Below are 20,407 nucleotides of genomic sequence, written 5' to 3'. Positions count from 1 at the left end.
CGCTGACCAAAGGTCAAAAACGCCGACCAGCTGTCGCAATGGCCGGTTACATAGTGCGCAGTACCGCTAGTTTATGCTGCAGCAAGGAGCGTTTTTCCGGCTCGTAACTGTATTCCAGCGCTTCTTCGAGCAGTTGTCGCGCCGCCTGATACTGATGATGTTTCAGATAATGCCGCACCAGCGCCTGGTTGGCCTGCAGCAGGTAAGGGACTTTTTTCTGCAGACGCTGATAGAAGCTGATTGCCAGTGCGTCACGCCCGGCCTGCTCCGCCTGCACAGCCTGAATGTACAGTTCAAAAGGGTCATCACTGTCGGCCTGCGCCAGCTGCTGTTCTATCTGTTGGACCAGCGGTTGGTTATCCAGCTGAGTTGCCAACACCTGATAGTTATGTAGCAGGGCCAGTTGCTGTGGTGCCACCGCCAGGCCATATTGATACCACTGCTGGGCCAACTCAGGCTGTTGCTGGCGGCGTAACAAGACCGCCATCAGATTAATCGCCGGGATAAACTGGTCGTCCTGTTGCAGGCTGGTCTGGACCAGGGCATAGGCCTGGTTCAGCTCACCGCGTAACAAGGCTTCAGCCGCCAGATTGTTGTAAACCATGGCTTTGAAGCGGGCATCGCTGAGAAAATCCCCCTGATAAGTCAATGGGCCGCGAAAATAGTCGATGTAGAGCTGGCGAAATTGTATCGAATTGTCACTGACTGCGGAGTCCAGATAACTGCGCACATGGGTCGCCTGTAATAACAAATCGCCGCGAATATCGATGACAGGTTCACGGTAAGTGGCGCGAAAACGGACGTTGATACCGGCGACATCGGCCAGTGCCTTGGTCAGCAATGCCAGGCTGACGCAATTGGCGGAACCGCTGCGCATCACTTCGCTGGCGGCCGTAGTGCTGCCACTGAACTGAAACACTGCCAACACGTTTTGCATATAGCTATAGAGCCGGTAAGCAGAGGTTTGATCGGCATAACGCGGGTGATGGAAATAATTGAGGAAATCCCGTTTTTGCTCTGCGGTCAGTGCCAGCAAGTCTTGTATCTGTGGTATTGGCGCTGCAGGGGCAAAGGTCTGCGCCGGTATCTGAGGTGCAACCAGCTGCACTGCAGCAGGTTTCGCGATAGCTGCGGGCTGTGGTGTGACAGCAAGCTGCTGCGCGCAACCGGTCAGGCTCAGGGTCAGGCATAACAAAATCCGGTGCATTGTTATTCTCTATAAATATTTTTTCATATTGTTAACACAACAGTGTTGATGAATTCCAGCGGAAAATGACCGGTGTCTGCCGCATTCGCCGCAGAGTTTCGCTCCGGCGATGCTGGTCAGCCTTGCTCCAGCCGCCCGGACACGGCAGAATCAGGCAGCAACTCAAGCGGAAATTCCTATAATGACAACAAAAACAACAGTATCAGGCGCTGAATTACCGAAAAAAGGCTTTTTTGCCCATTTTGGTTTAGTGCCACAAATTTTATTGGGCATGATTTTAGGTGTGGCGCTGGCAAGCTGGTCGACTGAGGCTGGTCAATCCGTTGCGATGCTGGGCGCTTTGTTTGTTAAAGCACTGAAAGCGGTCGCGCCTATCCTGGTATTTGTACTGGTGGCATCGGCTATTGCTAACCGCAAAATCGGTGGTCAGGCGAAGATGAAACCGGTACTGGTGCTGTATTTACTCGGCACCTTTTTGGCGGCGCTGACCGCTGTCGGCGCCAGTTTTCTGTTCCCGAGTAGTCTGGTGTTGACTGACGCCCAACAAGCGGTGACAGCCCCGGAGGGCATTGGTCAGGTATTAAAAGGCATTCTGTTTCAGGCAGTAGATAATCCGGTGAATGCATTACTGACCGGCAACTTTATCGGCGTGTTAACCTGGTCCATTGGTTTTGGTCTTGGCCTGCATCACGCCAACAGTACCACGAAAAAAGTCTTCAGCGATATTTCGCACGGTGTCTCGCATCTGGTGACCTTAATTATCCGCTTGGCACCTGTTGGTATTTTTGGTCTGGTGGCCGAAACCGTGGCCACAACCGGTTTTGCTGGCCTCGCCAGTTATGGCCATTTGTTGCTGGTGCTGGTCGGGTCTATGGCGGTGATTGCCTTTGTGGTCAATCCACTGCTGGTATTTATCACCACACGGCGTAATCCTTATCCGCTGGTGCTGACCTGTTTACGCGAAAGTGGCATTCCCGCGTTTTTTACCCGCAGTTCTGCGGCCAATATCCCGGTCAATATGATGCTGTGTGAAAAGCTGAAACTGGATGAAGATACTTATTCTGTGTCCATTCCGCTTGGCGCTACCATCAATATGGCCGGTGCGGCCATCACCATCACAGTATTGACGCTGGCGGCGGTGAATACGCTGGGTATTCCGGTTGATTTTGCCACCGCGATGTTATTAAGCGTGGTTGCTTCTGTGTGTGCCTGTGGTGCTTCCGGCGTGGCTGGTGGTTCTTTGCTGCTGATCCCGCTGGCCTGTGGCCTGTTTGGTATTCCGGCAGAAGTGGCGATGCAAGTGGTGGCCGTTGGATTTATCATCGGGGTGGTGCAGGATTCCTGTGAAACCGCGCTGAACAGTTCGACCGATGTGGTCTTTACCGCCGCAGTTAGTCAGCGCGCGGGTCACTGATTAGGATACCAGGGCCGGCACCCAACATGCCGGCCCTGTTTTATTACCCGTCTACGCATCTGCTTAAAGTCCGAAAACCAAGCCGCTAATTCCTTTTCGTTATATCTGAGCCGATTTGCTTCTTGGATTCAGGACGTTTAGACGTCTAATATCGCAACCAGATAAAATCATCACACTGCTTTTTGCTAAAAATGCAGTATGGTGAGTCGACGATCTGAGCCTGACCAAGGCAGGAGCCCGTGGGGATATTAACGTGCAGTATTTACCGATTTTCACTGATTTAACCGGCAAAGCCGTGCTGCTGGTCGGCGGCGGTCATGTCGCGCTGCGCAAAGCGCGGGCGCTGCTGGATGCCGGCGCTGTGCTTACAGTGGTGTCACATCAGTTTGAAACGGATTTCCAGCACTGGGCCACACTAGGCAAAGCCAGGTTGCTGCCAGGCGACTTTCAGCCTGAGCACATTGCCGGGCATTGGCTGGTGATCGCCGCCACCGACGATGATGTGGTCAACGCCGCGGTGCATCAGGCCGCCACCGCACGCCAGGTTTGGGTCAATACCGTCGACGACCAGGACAAATGCGAATTTATTTTCCCGTCCATTATTAACCGCGCACCCATTCAAATAGCGATTTCCAGTGGTGGCGCCGCGCCGGTGCTGGTACGCCGGCTGCGCGAACAGTTAGAAACTTTATTGCCGCAGCACCTCGGGCCTTTGGCGACGCTGGTCGGCAAGTTCCGTAAACAGGTGCAGCAGAAACTGGACAATTTCGCTGCCCGCCGCCAGTTTTACGAGCAGGTGTTCAGCTCCAAAGTCGTCAGCCTGCTGCAAAGCGGTCAGCCGCAGGCCGCAGAAGACACGCTGGAACAAATGCTGGACGGCCATCAGCCGCTGCGCGGTGAAGTTTTTGTCGTCGGTGCTGGTCCCGGCGACCCGGAGTTATTAACGCTGAAAGCGTTGCAGCTGATGCAACAGGCCGACGTGGTGGTGTACGACTACTTGGTCTCAGAACCCATTATGGCGCTGGTGCGCCGCGACGCTGAGCTTATCTGTGTGGGCAAAAAAGCCGGCGCCCACTCGGTCGCGCAGGAAGAGACCAATGAGCTGCTGGTACGGCTTGCACTGGAAGGCAAAAAAGTCTGCCGGTTAAAAGGCGGCGACCCCTTTATTTTTGGCCGCGGCGCGGAAGAAATTGAAGTCTTGTTGCCGCATCAAATCCCATTTCAGGTGGTGCCGGGCATCACAGCAGCCGCCGGCTGTGCCGCTTATGCCGGTATTCCGCTGACGCACCGCGATTATGCCCAGGCCGTGCAGTTTGTCACCGGTCATTGTCAGAAAGACGGCAAAGAACCGGACTGGCATAGCCTGAGCCGGCCGAATCAAACCTTAGTGATTTATATGGGGCTGATGAAGTCGGCACATATTCAGGCGCAGCTGTTGGCTGCGGGCCGCGCCGCGGATACGCCGGTGGCGATACTGGAAAACGGCACCCGGCCTGAGCAGCGAGTCTTTACCGGTACGCTCGGCCAACTGGCGGAACTCATTGACACCCAGCAGGTGCAATCACCGGCCTTGCTGGTGATTGGCGAAGTGGTGGCGCTGCAAAGCAAATTAGCCTGGTACGGTGCACAGGCGCCGCGGGCGCAGTTGACGCCGCTACACGGATAACAACTTAAACAGATTGAATTTAATAAGTTTTATAGCAAGGTAACTGATATGCCGACCTTAACGCACTTACAACAGCTCGAAGCGGAAAGTATTCAGATCTTCCGCGAAGTAGCGGCCGAATTTGATAATCCGGTAATGCTGTATTCGATTGGCAAAGACTCGTCGGTGCTGCTGCATCTGGCGCGCAAAGCCTTTTATCCGGGTAAGATCCCGTTCCCGCTGCTGCATGTCGACACTGACTGGAAATTCCGCGAAATGATTGAGTTTCGCGACAAAGTGGCGAAGGAATACGGCTTTGACCTGCTGGTGCATAAAAACCCGGAAGGCATCGCCATGGGCATGAACCCGTTCACCTTCGGCAGCGCCAAGCATACCGACGTGATGAAAACCGAAGGCCTGAAACAGGCGCTGAACAAATATGGCTTTGACGCCGCTTTTGGTGGTGCCCGTCGTGACGAAGAAAAATCCCGCGCCAAAGAGCGGATTTATTCGTTCCGCGACCAGTATCACCGCTGGGACCCGAAAAATCAGCGGCCTGAGCTGTGGCATACCTACAACGGTCAGGTCAATAAAGGCGAAAGTATCCGGGTGTTCCCGCTGTCGAACTGGACCGAACTGGATATCTGGCAATACATCTATCAGGAAAATATCGACATAGTGCCGCTATATTTTGCCGCTTACCGCCCTGTGGTGGAACGCAATGGCACGCTGATTATGGTCGACGACGACCGCATGCCACTTAACCCTGGCGAACAGCCGGAGCAAAAACTGGTGCGCTTCCGCACCCTGGGCTGTTATCCGCTGACCGGCGCCATTGAATCCGACGCCGACAGCCTGACCGGCATTATTGAAGAGATGTTGTTATCGCGCTCCAGCGAACGCCAGGGCCGCGTCATTGACCACGATTCCAGTGGTTCGATGGAAAAGAAAAAACGTGAGGGGTATTTCTGATGTCAGTCGCAATTGAACTGGAACAACTGGGGATTGAAGAGTACCTCAGACAACAACAGCATAAATCGCTGCTGAAATTCCTGACCTGTGGCTCGGTCGACGACGGCAAAAGTACGCTGATCGGCCGTTTGCTGCACGACAGCCAGCAGATTTATGAAGATCAGCTGGCCGCATTGCACAAAGACAGTAAAACCCATGGCACCACCGGCGAAACTGTCGATTTGGCGCTGCTGGTCGACGGTTTACAGGCAGAGCGCGAGCAAGGCATCACCATTGACGTGGCCTACCGGTATTTCTCCACGGCTAAACGCAAATTTATCATCGCCGACACGCCGGGTCATGAGCAGTACACCCGCAATATGGCGACCGGCGCCTCGAACTGCGACCTGGCGATTATTCTGGTCGACGCGCGCTATGGTGTGCAGGTGCAGACGCGCCGCCACAGCTTTATCTGTGCGCTGTTGGGTATTAAGCAGTTTGTCGTCGCCATCAACAAAATGGATTTGGTTGGCTTCTCCGAAGCGCGTTATGACGAAATTCGCCGCGACTACTTAGCTTTTGCCGAGCAGCTGCATGTGCCGGATGTTCAGTTTGTGCCGCTGTCAGCGTTAAACGGCGACAACGTGGTGAACCCGTCGGCACAAGCACCTTGGTATCAGGGGCCGACTCTGCTGGCGCTGTTAGAAGATGCGCCGGTCACTGGTTTTAATCACGCCTTTGAAGCGCGTTTGCCAGTGCAATATGTCAACAGACCGAATCTGGACTTCCGCGGTTTTGCCGGCACCGTCGCATCTGGCAGTTTTCAGGTTGGTGATGCGGTCGTCGCGTTGCCGTCTGGTAAAAGCTCTGTGGTGAAATCTATTGTGACTTTTGACGGCGATTTGCCGGAAGCTTTTGCCGGTCAGGCCGTGACGTTAACGCTGGCCGACGAGATTGATATCAGCCGCGGCGACGTGATAGCCAAAGCCCAGCACCATGCCTGCGTGTCAAACCGTATTCTGGCCAAAGTGGTTTGGATGCACGAAGATCCGCTTGTTATCGGTAAACAATACAACATTAAACTCGGCACGAAAAAAGTGCCGGGCACTGTGACTGCTATTGCGCACAGCATTGATGTCAATACGCTGGAAGAGCATGCGGCGACCGAACTGGCGCTTAACAGTATCGCGCTGGTCGAGCTGGAGCTGACTGAAGCTGTGGTATTTGACCCGTACAGCAAAAACCGCGACACCGGTGGCTTTATTTTTATCGACCGCTTAAGCAATATCACAGTCGGTGCCGGTATGGTCGACAGCGCGCTGGCGTCCAGCAGCAACAAAACTGAATTCAGTGCTTTTGAGCTGGAGTTTAACGCTTTAGTGCGGAAACATTTCCCGCACTGGCAGGCGCTGGATATCAGTAAGTTGTGATGGATGGCTGCTGACTTTATTTTATGTAAGTCAGTCCGTGTAGACGGCATCGTCATTGTGTAAGTCGGTCCGCAGCAACGGTGCCGCCCGTTTTTCGAACGCAGACACGCCGTGAATACGTCCATGTAGGCTCCTCTGCGGCATCCCTGCCGCAGAGGGTCTGCTAAACGAAAAAACGATCGCCACCTTCTGGCCGGTGAAGTTCTTTTATCAGCATAAATGCAGGCAACAGTAGATGACCCAAACCAACAACATCGTCTGGCAACAACATGCGGTGAGCCGCACCGACCGCGAGGCGCAGAAACAGCAGCAGGCGGTGGTGTTGTGGTTCACTGGTTTAAGCGGTGCCGGTAAATCGACCGTCGCCGGCGCGCTGGAGCAGGCGTTGCTCAAGCGTGGTGCTCATACCTATCTGCTGGATGGCGACAACGTGCGCCATGGTTTATGCGCCGGTTTAGGTTTCAGCGAAGCCGACCGCAATGAAAACCTGCGCCGCGTTGGCGCTGTCGCCGGTCTGATGCTGGATGCTGGCCTGATTGTGTTAAGTGCTTTTGTCTCGCCGCTGCGTAGCCAGCGCGATGCGATTCGCGCCAGTTTGCCTGAAGGCCGTTTTATTGAAGTCCATGTGGCAACCTCTTTGGATGTTTGTGAGCAGCGCGACGTCAAAGGCTTGTACCAAAAAGCCCGGCGGGGCGAGATTGCTAACTTCACCGGGATTTCAGATCCATACGAGGCTCCGTTACAGCCTGAAATCAGCCTGGATACCGGCGTGTTGTCACTCGATGACAGCGTGCAGCAGCTGCTGCAATTGCTGGAGCAACGTGGCATCATCCGGCCACAAGCCTGACAGAGACCTTTGTAAATGCTAACCACGCCCGCTGAACTCAGCCAATGGCTGCCACAAATCCGCCGTATCAGTATTGCTGCCGGCGACGCTATTTTGGCGATTTACAACCAGCCCCAAGCCATTGATGTGCAACATAAAGCTGACGACAGCCCGCTGACTGCGGCCGATTTGGCGGCGCATCAGCTGATTATGCGCGAACTGCAATTACTTACGCCGGAGATCCCGGTGTTGTCCGAAGAAGCTGCTGATATCCCCTGGAGCGAGCGCCAGCACTGGCAACGCTTCTGGCTGGTGGATCCGCTGGATGGCACTAAAGAATTTATCAAAAGAAACGGCGAATTCACCGTCAATATCGCGTTGATTGATGGCGGTGAACCGGTACTCGGTGTGATCCATGCACCGGCACTCAGCAAAACCTACAGCGGCGCACAAGGGCTGGGGGCTTTTGTCGCTGATAACAACGGCGAGCGGGCAATCCAGGCCACTGCACCCAAAGCCGGCGAAACAGTGCGGCTGGTTGGCAGTAAAAGCCATTACCAGCCGGAAGTGGAGCCATACTTGGCACAGTTCCCGTTGCATGAACTGGTCGCGGTCGGCAGCTCGTTAAAATTCTGTCTGGTGGCCGAAGGCGCGGCGCACATCTATCCGCGCTTTGGCCCGACCATGTTATGGGACACCGGCGCTGGCCATATCATCGCCACTGCCGCCGGGGCCAGCGTCGTGTATGACGGCATTGAAGGCCCGGCTTATCAGCGCGAAAACCTGCGTAACGGCAATTTTGTGGTGCGGGTTTAAGCCGCTGCGGTTGGTTTTGTTGCCCACGCTGTGCTTTGATACCAGCCTTGCTGTTATCCGACAGCAGCCGTACAGTGACTCTGCGAATTCATTATTGTGGAGTCTGTATGCGAGCTGCCACCTGGTATTCCCGTTTTGCCAAAGCGGCCGCCCATTTTTGTGGCCGTCCCCGTGTATTCAGCCTGGCCGTTGGCCTGATAGTGGTTTGGCTGGCGACAGGGCCGTTGTTTGACTACAGCGATACCTGGCAGCTGGTGATTAACACCGGCACCACGATCATCACCTTTTTAATGGTGTTCCTCATCCAAAACACACAAAATCGCGACACTGAAGCCATCCAGGTCAAACTGGACGAACTGATCCGCGTCACGCAGGGTGCGCACAATGCCTTGCTCGACCTTGAGGAACTGGAAGAAGAAAACCTCGATGCCTTTAAGCGCAAATATCAGGATTTAGCCGCGATGGCGCGTAAACAACTGGCCAGTGGTGCTGCGGATACTGACACGCCGGATCTGTGATGTGGCCATACTCTGGCCACCTGAGGTTTATTTTTGCCATTGCCTGAAAGAAAAAGGCGTGTATGCCAGTCTGTATATTGTTCAATCCGACTACCGCAGCTGCAGGAAGGTGTGTTTTGGCTCGTTCAGGTTCAGTGAAAAGTCGTATTTTTATCGGTTATGCCGCCATTTTTATCGTCACTTTGGTCGCTGCACTATTACTGATCCAAAGTAATCGCCAGCTGATGCACGAAGTAAGCGGTTTTGTCGACCGCTCCGTGCCGGCATTGCAAGCCGTGTCGGCCCTGCAGAATGCCTCGCGGCAACAAGTACTGACCGGCTATGAGTTGTATGGCACTGTGACCAAAAGTGCTGAGTTCAGCGAGCAACAGCAGAAAACAGCACAAAGCCTGCAACCGCATCTGACTGTATTAAATGCCGTCGGCGGGCAGGCACTGCAGCAACAGCAACAAAAACTGCAGCAAGCCCTGCAGCAACTGTTGCAGGTCATGCAGGCCGAACAGGTCGATTGGGACCAGGCCCGTGTCCGGCTCAGCGACCTTAATCAGATCGCGAATACATTAAATCAACAGCTTGAAAGCCTCGCCGCCAAAATTACCAAAGATGCGCAGACCAGTACCGACAATATCAGCGGCGCCTTGTCGCAAAACAGCAGCACTGTGGTGGTGCTGTTGTTGTTGATTAGTATGGTGGCTGTCGGTTTTTTCCTGCTGGCGCAAAAACAAATTGCCAATCCGATCATCCGTTTATCCGACGATTTACAGCAAGTCGCCGACAGCCGTGATTTAACCAGGAGCCTTGGCACCGACACGGTTGCAGAGGTAAATAGTGTGGCCGCCAGTATCAATCAGTTGCTGCGGGTGTTTAAAAGCGGCATCTCAGATATTTACCAGGCTATCTCCGGCATTAACCAGGCGGTCAGCGCGCTGGCCGGCAGTTCGGCGCAGTCTTCCAGCGCAGTACAGCAGCTGGAACAAACCTTGTTGGTTTTAGTGCACAGCATGGCGCAGCTGGAACAACAGATGGAAGCCAGTGTCGGCCGGTCGGTGCATGCTGCGCGGTCCGCCCATGAAGGGGCGGCGGCGATGTCACAAAGCCAGCGTGAAGTCAGGCAGACGGCGGACAGTATCAGTCAGTTGTCCGGGGATATCGAAACGACCGGGCAGATGTTGTTGACGCTGCAAGTGACCGGGACCGAAGTGTCCGGAGTGGTGAAAACCATCGCAGAGATCGCTTCCCAGACCAACCTGCTGGCGCTGAACGCTGCCATTGAGGCCGCGTGGGCCGGTGAATCCGGTCGGGGTTTTGACGTGGTTGCCGATGAAGTCCGCACACTGGCGGTACGAACGCAGCAATCGACCGCTGAAATCAACAATATGCTGGCCAAAATTGTCGACTCGATCCAGGCGGCGGTGACCAATATGCAATCAAACCGTGAAACCGCTCAGCATTCAGTGGAACTGGCCGGACAGTTGGTGCAGACGCTGGAAGAGGGCCGGCAGGTGATCCTGACTTTGGCCGGGGTGAGTCAGGAAGCGGCGGATTTAGCCAACCAGTCTCAGCAAAAAGCCAGTGCGCTGAAGCATGAAATTACGGCTTTTGAACAAAATGGTCAGTCGGTGAGTGCGGCAAATCAGGCGGTGGCATCGACCAGCCAAGCGTTAACCGGATTGGCCGGACAACTGAGTAAAACGGCGGCCTTATTTAAACTGTGACCCGGTCGTCCGGATAAAAGCCGCAGGCGCAGTGAAAGAATTCGGCTACTGCGCCGGTCCGTTGCCCGTCGTCATTTTATTCAGGTTGCCTGCTATGCTGCCCATCGTGTTACTCCTTATTGCCGTTTCTGCTGCGTTGATCGCTGAGTCTGTGCAGGCAGGTCAATATGGCTCCTTCAGCGCCATCGTCGCGTTTTATGCCCCGGTATCGCCCGGGTTGCTGGCGCAGGTGGCGCAACCGCAAATTTGGGGGTTATCGGCGCTGGTCGTTCTCGCGTTACTGAGCCTGCGCTGGCGGCTGGCCCAGCAACTGCTGGCGCTGAGCCTTATCCTGTTCAGTGCGCTGCCGCTCATCAGTTTATTTGGTACGCAGCATTATATCGCCAGCCTCGGCGGCTTCCCGATGCTGGGCTCAGGCCAAGGCGTGATTAAATATCTGGCGCTACTCGCTTTAGGGATCACGTTATTGCGCTGGCCGGTTGCCACTGCCGCCGAGCGTTTCTGGCTGAATTTTGTGCCGGTTGGTCTGGTCTTGCTGTGGATCGGCGGGATGAAGTTTTTTCCGTTTGAAGCCAAAGGCATTGTTGATTTAGTCAGCAGTTCGCCGTTGTTGAGCTGGCTCTATCTGGTTGCTGATGAGCAAATGGCCTCGGATTTGATTGGCTTATTTGACTGGCTGGCGCTGCTACTGTTAGCCGCCGGTTATCGCTGGCCGCGGCTGTTTATCCCGGGGTTTCTGATGTGTGGGTCTGTGTTTATCACGACGCAGACGTTTTTAATCAGCTTTCCGCCATCTTGGTCGTCGCCCGGTGTGCTCAGCAGCAGCGGCGTTTTTATCATCAAAGATCTGTGGTTTATCGCCAATATGCTGCTGTTGGCACAGGCATGGTGGCAACGCTCTGGCTCGCGGCTGGCTTAACCGCGCAGCTGCAGAGTCAGTACCAGGTTCAGCACCAGGTAATGCAGTGTCATAGCTGCGACCAAAGCAGGGGTAAAAAATCAGCAAATAATACTGTTTTTCTTTACAGCAGAAGACGATAATAGCAGGTACACCCGGCCACATTTTTGATGTATCGCCTGAGGGTGTGTTGCGACCCCCGAGGATCGGAATGAGACTGTTACGTCACCTGCATAAAGCGCCTGTGCGTGTGCTCCGGTTACAACGTCGCAAAAGTATGATGCGGATCCGCTTTGGCATGATCCGTCTGCAATGTGCGTTGTCGCAGGAAAAAGCTGAAACCAAGCAGATGCTGCGCATTTATCAGCAATATGTGACTGGCCAGGTCAGTAAAGCTGAGCTGCAGCAAGCCAATTCTCAGCTGGCTGACGTATTGCGCGCCACTGGCCTCGGTGTATTTGCCATTTTGCCTTTCGCCCCTATTACTATTCCGCTTATCGTCAAACTCGGCCGGAAGCTGGGCATTGAAGTGATGCCAAGCGCTTTTGCGCCGAAAGACAAATACCTGCATCCGGGTAAATCGAGCAAAGCCCTGTCGGCCCCTTCGGCTGCGAAGCCGGTGAAAAAGACCGACAGTTAAGCAGATTGGTGTATGACCAGCGCAGAAATAACAAAGCCAGCATTTGCTGGCTTTGTGTCAGTCAGGGCTATAGCGCCCGGTATCAGCCTTTAATCGTCATATAAGCCACAATCGCAATCAGCAGCGGTGCTACGACTGCAGCCAGCAGGCGGTAGCCGGTCAGCACGTGTTTGTGCATCTCGTCTTCCAGGATTGGCTTAATTTTGTGCCAGATAGTCCAGCCGACAAAGACTGCGGCAAACATACCGCCCAGTGGCATCAGCAGGTTAGAGGCGACAAAATCCATCAGGTCAAACGGCGTTTTGCCAAAGACTTTCATGCTCTCAGCCATGCTGCCAAACGACAGGGCCGCGGGGACACAGAGGATCAGGAAGTTACTGATACTGACCCACAGCGTCGCAGCCAGACGGCCCATGCTGTATTCGTCGATCAGGAAGGCCACCGCCGGTTCCAGAATAGAAATTGACGAGGTCACAGCGGCAAACAGCAATAACGAGAAAAACACCAGAGCCAGTAACTGGCCACCGGCCATCTGTGCAAACAGTGCCGGCATGGTGATAAAGGTCAGGCCCGGGCCTGCAGCCGGGTCTACGTGGAAGGCAAATACCGCCGGCAGAATCATCAGGCCAGCCAATACAGACGCCATAGTGGCGAGGCCGGCAATCCACAAACCGGCGTTCACAATCTTGGTTTCTTCGCTTAAATAAGAACCGTAAGCGATCATCAGACCGGCGCCGACCGACAGCGAGAACACCGCAAGACCTAAGGCGTCCAGCACCATTTTAATCGACAGTTTGCTCCAGTCCGGCGTAATAAAATACATCACGCCTTCAATGGCGCCCGGTAGGCTCAGGCTGCGGTAGACCAGGAATAACATCAGAATAAACAGGCCTGGCATCAGTACCTTACAGATCCGCTCGATGCCTGCCTGCACGCCGGCGACGACAATCAGCGCGGTGATTGCCATAAAACCAGCGGTGTAAATCAGCGCAGCAGTGGGGTCGGCAATAAAGTTGGTAAAGGTATCACTGAGCACTTTCGCGTCTGTGGTCAGAATATCGCCTTTGATGGCCTCGACTATGTAGGCAATGGTCCAGCCACCGACCACACAATAAAATCCGAGGATTAAATAGACACAGAGTACCGAGATCCAGCCGGCCCAGTGCCATTTCCCTTTGCCGAGCGCCCGGTAGGCCGAAGTGGCTGATTTTTTCGCGCTGCGGCCAATCATCATCTCGGCCAGCATCATCACGACACCGACAGAGAACACACAAGCCAGGTACACCAGCAAAAACACGCCGCCGCCATTGGCGCCTGCGACATAAGGGAATTTCCAGATTGCACCCAGACCTACTGCTGAGCCAGCGGCGGCCAGGATAAAGCCGATGCGTGAGCCCCAGTTGCCCCGGGAGGTTAATTGATCAGTCATGATGTTCTCGTCGGTGAATCATTCGTTTTAATAATTATGTGGGTTGGCGGGCAACCTCGGACCTGCTGTTGCACAGAAGACAAACAGCGGCAGCAGCAATGTAGAGGAAAGCAGCAGGTAAATGCAACCAAAAAACGCTGAGCCCGGCGCTATTGCGGTTAGCAACAGGTTAGCAAAGCCCGCTTGCTGCTGTTGCTAGCGCAGCGTGCGTCCGGACAGGTTTCATTGCCCGCTGACTTTTATGTTATTAAACAAAAAAGCAACATTTTTCCGGTTGGCGTAACGCAGCGATGACGGCTAAGGTTAGATCTAACAACGAGGCGGAGTTCTGCGGTATGCGGTTTGGCTTTTTGCTGGTTTTATCTCTTTGGCTGCAAAGCGCCACCGCAAGCACTGTGGTGACTTTGTTTGCGTATCACCAGGCGCCGCCTTTTGTCATTAACGCTGATACTGAGACTGGCTTAAATTACGATGTACTGCGGGCTTTGCAGCAGGAAATGGGTGACCAGGTGCAGCTGCGGCTGCAGCTGTTAAGCCGGCCTGAACTGAATCAACGGCTGGCGGCACAGTTGCCGGTGATCGCACTCTGGACCAATCCGGCCTGGTTTACCGCGCAAGACCCGCCTTATTTATGGTCCGGTACTTTGTTTTCTGATCGCGAAGTATTTGTCTCCCCGCAGCACAGCCAGAAAATTCAGCAGCTGAGTGAACTGACCGGCAGCCGCATTGGCGCTGTCCGCGGTTACAGTTATCCGGGCCTGAACGAATTAATCGCCGAAGGCAAAATCCAGCGCATTGACGCTGATTCCGATAAAGAAAATCTGGCGTTATTGCTGGAAAAACAGCTGGAGCATGTGGTGATCACCCGCTCCAGCTTTTTATATTATGGCCGCCAGACGCAATATCTCGGCAAACTGAAAATCACCGGCCAGCCATATCCGGCCTATCGCCGGCAAATCCTGTTTACCCGCCATTATCAGGACCTGTATCCGCAATTTGAGCAGGCGCTGCAGCAACTCAGTCAACAAAAATATTGGCTGGACCGGCTGGCCTTGTATGGCTTAAAACCACTTTAATCCCCTTGCTTGCAGCCAGTGCGGTGGCTCAGTAGACTGGCGCCCTGTTTCAAACGGATGGCCTTTTATGCGTTTAGATAAATTTGTCTGCGATTGCACCGGACTGACCCGCAGCCAGGCTGGCAAGCTGATCCGGCAAGGTGAAATTCTGCTCAATGGCTTGCTGTGCAAACAGCCGGCGCAGCAAATCAAAGACTCTGATGTTGTGTTGCTGGATGACGAACCGCTGCGGCTGACCGGCCCGCGTTACATTCTGCTGCATAAACCCGCCGGTTATGTTTGCTCGACTGACGACCCGGACCACAACACGGTGTTTGTGCTGCTGGATGAACCCAATCCCGATAAGCTGCATACCGTAGGCCGGCTGGACCTGGATACCACAGGCTTGCTGCTCATCACCGATGACGGCCAGTGGTCACATAAAATCAGCAGCCCGAAACATGAATGCGCCAAAACCTACCGTGCCTGGCTGGCAGATCCGGTCGAAGACAGCGCCATCGCTCAGTTTGCTGAAGGCGTGATGTTGCGCGGGGAAAAAACGCTGACCAAACCGGCGCAGCTGGAAATCATCAGCCCGACCGAATGCCTGCTGACCATTCACGAAGGCCGTTATCACCAGGTGAAACGCATGTTTGCCGCCCTTGGCAATAAAGTTATCCGCTTACACCGCGAACGCGTCGGCCCGCTGACGCTGGACAGCAGCCTGGCTGAGGGCGAATACCGTCAGCTGACTGCCGAAGAAATTTCTCTATTTAATTGATCTGATTTAAGTATCTAACCCTGACTAAGCGTCAGGGTTAAATACTTTGCGCTTTCCCCTGTTGTTCTCTCATCATCTGCCTTTGATATACATCCTGTGTTGACCTGCACGCCACTGCGACGTCTGATTGTCAGCACTTTCTAATTAGGATCTTCTAATATATACTTATATTAAATTTATCTAATGCAAGTTGTGGTCACTATACGGTCGCTGGCATCTGGAACTCTTCACGGGACTGTCGCCCAGCAGCACCACACCAAATTGGAGGCACTATGCAGAGGAAAAAACTGGGACGGCCGCTGAGCGCATCAGTCGCCGCACTTTTCAAAACGCTGGTCAAAACGCTGGTCAAAACGCTGGTCACCACGCTGATTATCGGCATGCAGCCTGTGACAGCGGCCAGTGCAACTGAGTGGTTCAAGCTCACGCCACAACCGCAGCCGGTCTGGCTGGAATTGCCGGCGCTGGTCGAAGCGGTGGCGCAATCGACTATTTCAGCGCAAACCTCGGGCCGGATCATCGAATTACCTTTTGATGTCAATGACCTGGTGCCGCAGGGCGCGGTGGTGGTGCGTTTTACCGACACCGAACAAAAAGCCCGGCTGGCGCAGGCTGACGCAGCACTCAGTGAAGCGCAGGTGCGTTTTACCGAGCAGGACAAAGAACTTAAACGCGTGCAGCAAATCCATCAGCAGGGTTTAGTTGCCAAAGCCGCGCTGGATTTGGCACAGGCCAACTTCAACGCCGCCAAAGCGCGGCAGCAACAAGCCAGTGCCGCCGTCAGTGCCGCCCGTGAGCAGTTAGAACAAACCGTGGTGCGTGCGCCTTATAGCGGCATTTTGCAACAGCGGCTGGTTGAACTCGGTGAGCTGGCGACGCCGGGCAAACCCTTGTTAACTGGCCTCAGCCTCGAACATCTGCGGGTAAGTGCTCAGCTGCCACAACAATTAACGGCGGCCCGGCAAAGCAATGCGGCTGAGCTGCAACTGGCAGGCGGCAGCAGCCTGAGCTTAGGTGCGCCGGATTTGACCATAGCACCGCAGGGCCATGCCCAAAGCCATAGCTTTTTACTGCGGCTGAAATTGCCGGTCGCGGATTACAGCGCGCAGCAGCTGTATCCAGGCAGCTGGACCAAGCTAAAGCTGCAAACCGGCACTGAGCCGCAGTTGGTGGTCCCGGCCAGTGCGGTGTTATGGCGCGGTGAAGTGGCGATGGTGTATCTGCAGCAAGCAGCTCAACCCAGCTTGCAGCCGGTCAGGTTGCAGAAGCTACAGAATGACCAGTATCAGGTGTTATCAGGCTTAAGCGCCGGGCAACACATCGCGCTGGATGCCAAAGCGTTGTTGCAGCAAGTCAGCACAGCGCAGGAGCCACAATAATGCAGCTTGGCATCTCTGGCCGTTTAGCCGCAGCCTTTAAGCAAAATCAGATCACGCCGCTGCTGGCGCTGGTCAGTTTGTTGCTGGGGCTGTTTGCGGTGCTGGTCACGCCGCGTGAAGAAGAACCGCAGATTGAAGTGACTTTTGCCAACGTTTTTATCGCATATCCGGGCGCTTCGGCTGCGATGGTCGAGCAGCAGGTGGCGGTGCCAGCCGAGAAAATCATCGCCGAAATTGCCGGCGTTAAACATGTGTATTCAGTGTCAGAACCGGGTCGCTCAGTGCTCACCGTACAGTTTGAAGTCGGCGAAAAACGCACTGATGCTTTAGTGCGCCTCTATAACGCGTTTTATGCCAAAGCCGACTGGCAGCCGGCCGCGGCCAATATCGGTCCTGTACTGATCAAACCCAAAGGCATCGACGATGTGCCGGTGTTTGCGGTGACGCTGTGGAGTAAAAACCCGCAGCTGGGCCGCGCGGAACTTCAGGCCGCCGCCAATCTGCTGGAGGAACAGCTGCAGCAGGTACCGGGCAGCCGCGATATTTACAGCATCGGCCGCCAGGCCGAACAGGTCAGCGTACGGCTGGACCCGGCGCGCTTAAGCGCCTATCAGTTGTCGTTGCCGCAATTAAGTCAGGCGCTGCAACAAGCCGGCACTGTGCGCAGCAGTCAGGCGATGTTGGCGCCGCAGCAATTAGTGCAGCTGGAAAGCGGCAGCTTTTTAACCAATGCCGATGAAGTCGCTCAGCTGGTAGTTGCAGTACGCAACGGCGCAAAAGGTGAATTGTTGCCGGTGTATTTGCGCGACGTCGCCGACATCAGCCGTGGTGTGGCTGAGCCTGACACTTATGTGCAGCATTTGCAGCCAACGGGTTCTGCGGGCACTGCGCTGAGCTCGGCCGCCGTCACTGTGGTTGTGGCGAAACAACCGGGGTTTAATGCGGTCGATGTCACGGCCGCCTTGCAGGACAAGCTGACCCAGCTGCAGCAAAGTTATTTAAGCCGCGATATCGAACTCAGTATCAGCCGCGATTATGGCGTCACGGCCAAAGACAAAGCCGATACGCTTATTCATAAACTGATTTTTGCCACCGCCTCTGTGGTGTTACTGGTGGGCCTGGCGCTGGGTAAACGCGAAGCCATAGTGGTTGGTGCAGCTGTGGTGATCACGCTGGCGCTGACGTTGTTTGCCTCCTGGGCTTATGGTTTTACCTTAAACCGCGTGTCGCTATTTGCACTGATTTTCTCTATTGGCATCTTGGTCGACGACGCTATTGTCGTGGTGGAAAACCTGCATCGGCATTGGTTACTGGGCGGCAAACCGTTGGCCGACGCAGTACCGCTGGCCGTGGAAGAGGTCGGCAGCCCGACTATTCTGGCGACTTTCACAGTCATCGCCGCTTTATTGCCGATGGCTTTTGTCAGCGGGCTGATGGGGCCTTATATGAGCCCGATACCACTCAATGCCAGTATGGGCATGCTGCTGAGTTTGCTGGTGGCCTTTATTTTTACGCCCTGGTTGTTCCTGAAAATGTTCGCGCATCGCACGCCGGCGGCCGGCGCGCATCACACGCAAGACGAAAAACTCGAGCAGTTCTTCCGCCGCCTGATGCAGCCGATGCTGCGGGCCCGCGCTGGCCGTAATAACCGGGTCAAATTACTGGTCGGTTTACTGGCGGCTATCATCATGTCGGTACTGCTGGTCACCAGTCAGCAGGTGGTGCTGAAAATGCTGCCGTTTGATAATAAATCTGAGTTTCAGGTGGTGGTGGATTTACCTGAAGGCAGCACGCTGGAGCAGACTCAAGCCGTGCTGAATCAGGTCAGCAGCGCGCTTCTGACCTTACCGGAAGTCACCCATTTACAGACTTATGCCGGCACCGCCGCGCCGATGAATTTTAATGGTCTGGTGCGGCAATATTATTTGCGCCAGCTCCCCTGGCAGGGCGATGTACAGGTGAATCTGCAGGACCGTCATCAAAGGGACGAGCAAAGCCATGCTATTGCACTGCGGGTGCGGCCGCTATTAAGCCAACTCGAACAAAGCACCGGTGCCAGCATCAAGCTGGTGGAAGTGCCGCCCGGCCCGCCAGTGTTGGCGCCGCTGGTGGCTGAAGTCTATGGCCCGGATTATCCGGCGCAGCTCAAAGCGGCCAGTGCATTACAACAGCAGTTCGCCAAAACCCCTCTGCTGGTCGATATCGACAGCACGGTTGAAGCGCCGCAACCGCGCTGGCAGCTGGTTGCTGACCAGCAAAAAGCCGCCTTGCTTGGTGTGTCGGTTGAAGCGATTAATCAGACTTTGCAAATGGCGGTGGCCGGTCATACCGCGACTTTTGTCCGCGACGAGCATAAGCGCCAGCTGACGCCGGTCGAGCTGCAATTGGGCGAAGGCGTGCTGGCCAGCTGGACTACACTCGGGCAGTTGCCGGTTGTGAGTCAAACCGGTCAGCTGATTGCGTTGTCGGAGCTGACCCGCAAAGTCGAAACCACAAGAGAAAATACGATTTATCGTAAAGACTTACGGCCTGTGGTCTTTGTCACCGCTGATTTGGCCGGTGGCCCGGACAGCCCGCTGTACGGCATGCTGGATGTAAAAGCTGCACTGGCTGATCAGCAAGCCGCGCTGCCACAACAACTATTCAGTGTGCCCACAAATACCGACCAAATCAGCATCAAGTGGGACGGTGAATGGCAAATCACCTTTGAAACCTTCCGCGACATGGGCATTGCTTATGGCGTCGGACTTATCATGATTTACCTGCTGGTGGTGGCGCAGTTTAAATCCTATGGTGTGCCGCTGATGATCATGGCGCCGATTCCGCTCACCATTATCGGCATTATGCCGGGCCATTGGTTGCTCGGCGTGCAGTTCACGGCCACTTCAATGATTGGCATGATAGCGCTGGCCGGGATTATCGTGCGGAACTCGATTTTGCTGGTGGATGCGATTCAGCAACAAACCGCGGCAGGTGTCGCGCTGGATCAGGCAGTAGTGCACGCCTCTGCGATACGGGCGCGGCCTATTATTCTGACTGCGCTGGCAGCGATGTTGGGCGCGATGTTTATCCTGGACGACCCGATTTTTGGAGGTCTGGCAGTGGCACTGATTGCCGGGTTAGGCGTATCGACTGTGTTAACACTCGTCGTGATCCCGGTGGTGTATTACGCCTATCACTATCAGCGTGTGGCCCCTCACAGCTAATCAGAAAAACTCATACTGCATCACCGCGACCCAATGGTTCTCATAGAACTCGCGGTGATGCAGCTCCCAGCCTAACTTTTCATAAAAAGCCTGCTGGTCTTCGGTAAACAGATAAATGGTGGTGAGGCCGCGCTGGCGCGCCTCATTCATTACATGCTGCACCACTTTTTTGCCTAAACCTTTGCCGCGCTGCAGCGGATGGATATAAATATTGGCTAGCCAAGGGCTTAAATCCTGATTGGTGGTCATATCCGACAACAGTAAAGACGCAGTGCCGGCCGGCTGATTTTGTTCGTCCAGCAACAGCCATGTTTGCGGCAGTCCATCTTGCTGCAGCGATTCGCGCAGGTCGGCGGCGAAGTCTTCCACCGATTTGTGCGGAAACAACGCATGCCACTCGCCAAAATGCCATTGCGCTATGGTGGGGATCAGGTCAGGACAGGTCGTCAGATTTTGCAGTTGCATCGGGCTTCATGATTGAGTGAACACAGCAATGG

The 20,407-nt window shown here is 54.7% G+C and carries 17 protein-coding genes; 14 read left to right on the top strand and 3 right to left on the bottom strand.

What is annotated here, in order from left to right:
* Window positions 1-46: 46 nt before the first annotated feature.
* Window positions 47-1,207 (bottom strand): hypothetical protein, encoded by a 1,161-nt coding sequence (locus ABNT34_RS10155; protein ID WP_348731235.1) that lies wholly within the window; start codon window positions 1,205-1,207, stop codon window positions 47-49.
* A gap of 181 nt (window positions 1,208-1,388) precedes the next feature.
* Here ABNT34_RS10155 and sstT point away from each other — a divergent pair, with 181 nt between their 5' ends.
* The 10 genes from sstT (at window position 1,389) to ABNT34_RS10105 (ending at window position 12,060) form a co-directional block, all read left to right on the top strand.
* The gene (gene sstT / locus ABNT34_RS10150; RefSeq protein WP_348731233.1) at window positions 1,389-2,621 is read left to right on the top strand and encodes a serine/threonine transporter SstT; all 1,233 of its coding nucleotides are present in this window, start codon (window positions 1,389-1,391) and stop codon (window positions 2,619-2,621) included.
* 253 nt (window positions 2,622-2,874) lie between these two features.
* Window positions 2,875-4,287: a siroheme synthase CysG gene (gene cysG, locus ABNT34_RS10145; RefSeq protein WP_348731231.1), complete on the top strand. Its 1,413-nt coding sequence runs from the start codon at window positions 2,875-2,877 to the stop codon at window positions 4,285-4,287.
* Window positions 4,288-4,335: 48 nt separating this feature from the next.
* Window positions 4,336-5,238 (top strand): sulfate adenylyltransferase subunit CysD, encoded by a 903-nt coding sequence (gene cysD, locus ABNT34_RS10140; RefSeq protein ID WP_348731229.1) that lies wholly within the window; start codon window positions 4,336-4,338, stop codon window positions 5,236-5,238.
* A complete protein-coding gene (cysN, locus tag ABNT34_RS10135; RefSeq protein WP_348731227.1) occupies window positions 5,238-6,647 on the top strand; it encodes a sulfate adenylyltransferase subunit CysN in 1,410 nt (469 codons plus the stop codon). The genes cysD and cysN overlap by 1 nt, the downstream gene beginning before the upstream one ends.
* A 235-nt stretch (window positions 6,648-6,882) precedes the next feature.
* Window positions 6,883-7,494 carry an adenylyl-sulfate kinase gene (gene cysC / locus ABNT34_RS10130; RefSeq protein WP_348731225.1) on the top strand — a complete coding sequence of 204 codons (612 nt, stop codon included), beginning with the start codon at window positions 6,883-6,885 and terminating at the stop codon, window positions 7,492-7,494.
* A gap of 15 nt (window positions 7,495-7,509) precedes the next feature.
* Window positions 7,510-8,289, top strand: a complete 780-nt coding sequence (cysQ, locus tag ABNT34_RS10125) for a 3'(2'),5'-bisphosphate nucleotidase CysQ (protein ID WP_348731223.1) — start codon at window positions 7,510-7,512, stop codon at window positions 8,287-8,289.
* A 107-nt stretch (window positions 8,290-8,396) separates the two neighbouring features.
* A complete protein-coding gene (locus tag ABNT34_RS10120; protein WP_348731221.1) occupies window positions 8,397-8,807 on the top strand; it encodes a low affinity iron permease family protein in 411 nt (136 codons plus the stop codon).
* A 116-nt stretch (window positions 8,808-8,923) separates the two neighbouring features.
* Window positions 8,924-10,522, top strand: a complete 1,599-nt coding sequence (locus ABNT34_RS10115; RefSeq protein ID WP_348731219.1) for a methyl-accepting chemotaxis protein — start codon at window positions 8,924-8,926, stop codon at window positions 10,520-10,522.
* Window positions 10,523-10,616: 94 nt separating this feature from the next.
* Entirely contained in the window at window positions 10,617-11,441 is an 825-nt protein-coding gene (locus ABNT34_RS10110; RefSeq protein ID WP_348731217.1) for a DUF417 family protein, read from the top strand.
* Between the two features lie 190 nt (window positions 11,442-11,631).
* On the top strand, window positions 11,632-12,060 hold the full coding sequence (locus ABNT34_RS10105) for a hypothetical protein (protein WP_348731215.1): 429 nt from the start codon (window positions 11,632-11,634) through the stop codon (window positions 12,058-12,060).
* 82 nt (window positions 12,061-12,142) lie between these two features.
* On the opposite strand, the gene ABNT34_RS10100 is transcribed toward ABNT34_RS10105, so the two are convergent.
* Window positions 12,143-13,489, bottom strand: a complete 1,347-nt coding sequence (locus ABNT34_RS10100; RefSeq protein WP_348731213.1) for a sodium-dependent transporter — start codon at window positions 13,487-13,489, stop codon at window positions 12,143-12,145.
* A 335-nt stretch (window positions 13,490-13,824) separates the two neighbouring features.
* Between ABNT34_RS10100 and ABNT34_RS10095 the strand changes: the two genes are divergently transcribed.
* From ABNT34_RS10095 to ABNT34_RS10080, 4 genes are all read left to right on the top strand, one after another.
* Window positions 13,825-14,565, top strand: a complete 741-nt coding sequence (locus tag ABNT34_RS10095; protein WP_348731212.1) for a transporter substrate-binding domain-containing protein — start codon at window positions 13,825-13,827, stop codon at window positions 14,563-14,565.
* Window positions 14,566-14,632: 67 nt separating this feature from the next.
* Window positions 14,633-15,325: a 16S rRNA pseudouridine(516) synthase RsuA gene (rsuA, locus tag ABNT34_RS10090; RefSeq protein WP_348731210.1), complete on the top strand. Its 693-nt coding sequence runs from the start codon at window positions 14,633-14,635 to the stop codon at window positions 15,323-15,325.
* A 272-nt stretch (window positions 15,326-15,597) separates the two neighbouring features.
* The gene (locus tag ABNT34_RS10085; RefSeq protein WP_348731208.1) at window positions 15,598-16,704 is read left to right on the top strand and encodes an efflux RND transporter periplasmic adaptor subunit; all 1,107 of its coding nucleotides are present in this window, start codon (window positions 15,598-15,600) and stop codon (window positions 16,702-16,704) included.
* Window positions 16,704-19,910, top strand: coding sequence for an efflux RND transporter permease subunit (locus ABNT34_RS10080; protein ID WP_348731206.1), 3,207 nt, complete (start codon window positions 16,704-16,706; stop codon window positions 19,908-19,910). The genes ABNT34_RS10085 and ABNT34_RS10080 overlap by 1 nt, the downstream gene beginning before the upstream one ends.
* Here ABNT34_RS10080 and ABNT34_RS10075 read toward each other — a convergent pair whose 3' ends face one another.
* Window positions 19,911-20,375, bottom strand: a complete 465-nt coding sequence (locus ABNT34_RS10075) for a GNAT family N-acetyltransferase (protein WP_348731204.1) — start codon at window positions 20,373-20,375, stop codon at window positions 19,911-19,913. It lies immediately after the preceding gene.
* Window positions 20,376-20,407 lie beyond the last annotated feature (32 nt).

This window comes from Rheinheimera texasensis (genome assembly GCF_964031785.1).
Classification (GTDB): Bacteria; Pseudomonadota; Gammaproteobacteria; order Enterobacterales; family Alteromonadaceae; genus Pararheinheimera; species Pararheinheimera texasensis_A.
Note: the sequence above shows the minus strand (reverse complement) of the source record. Positions and strands in the feature narration are given on the sequence as shown.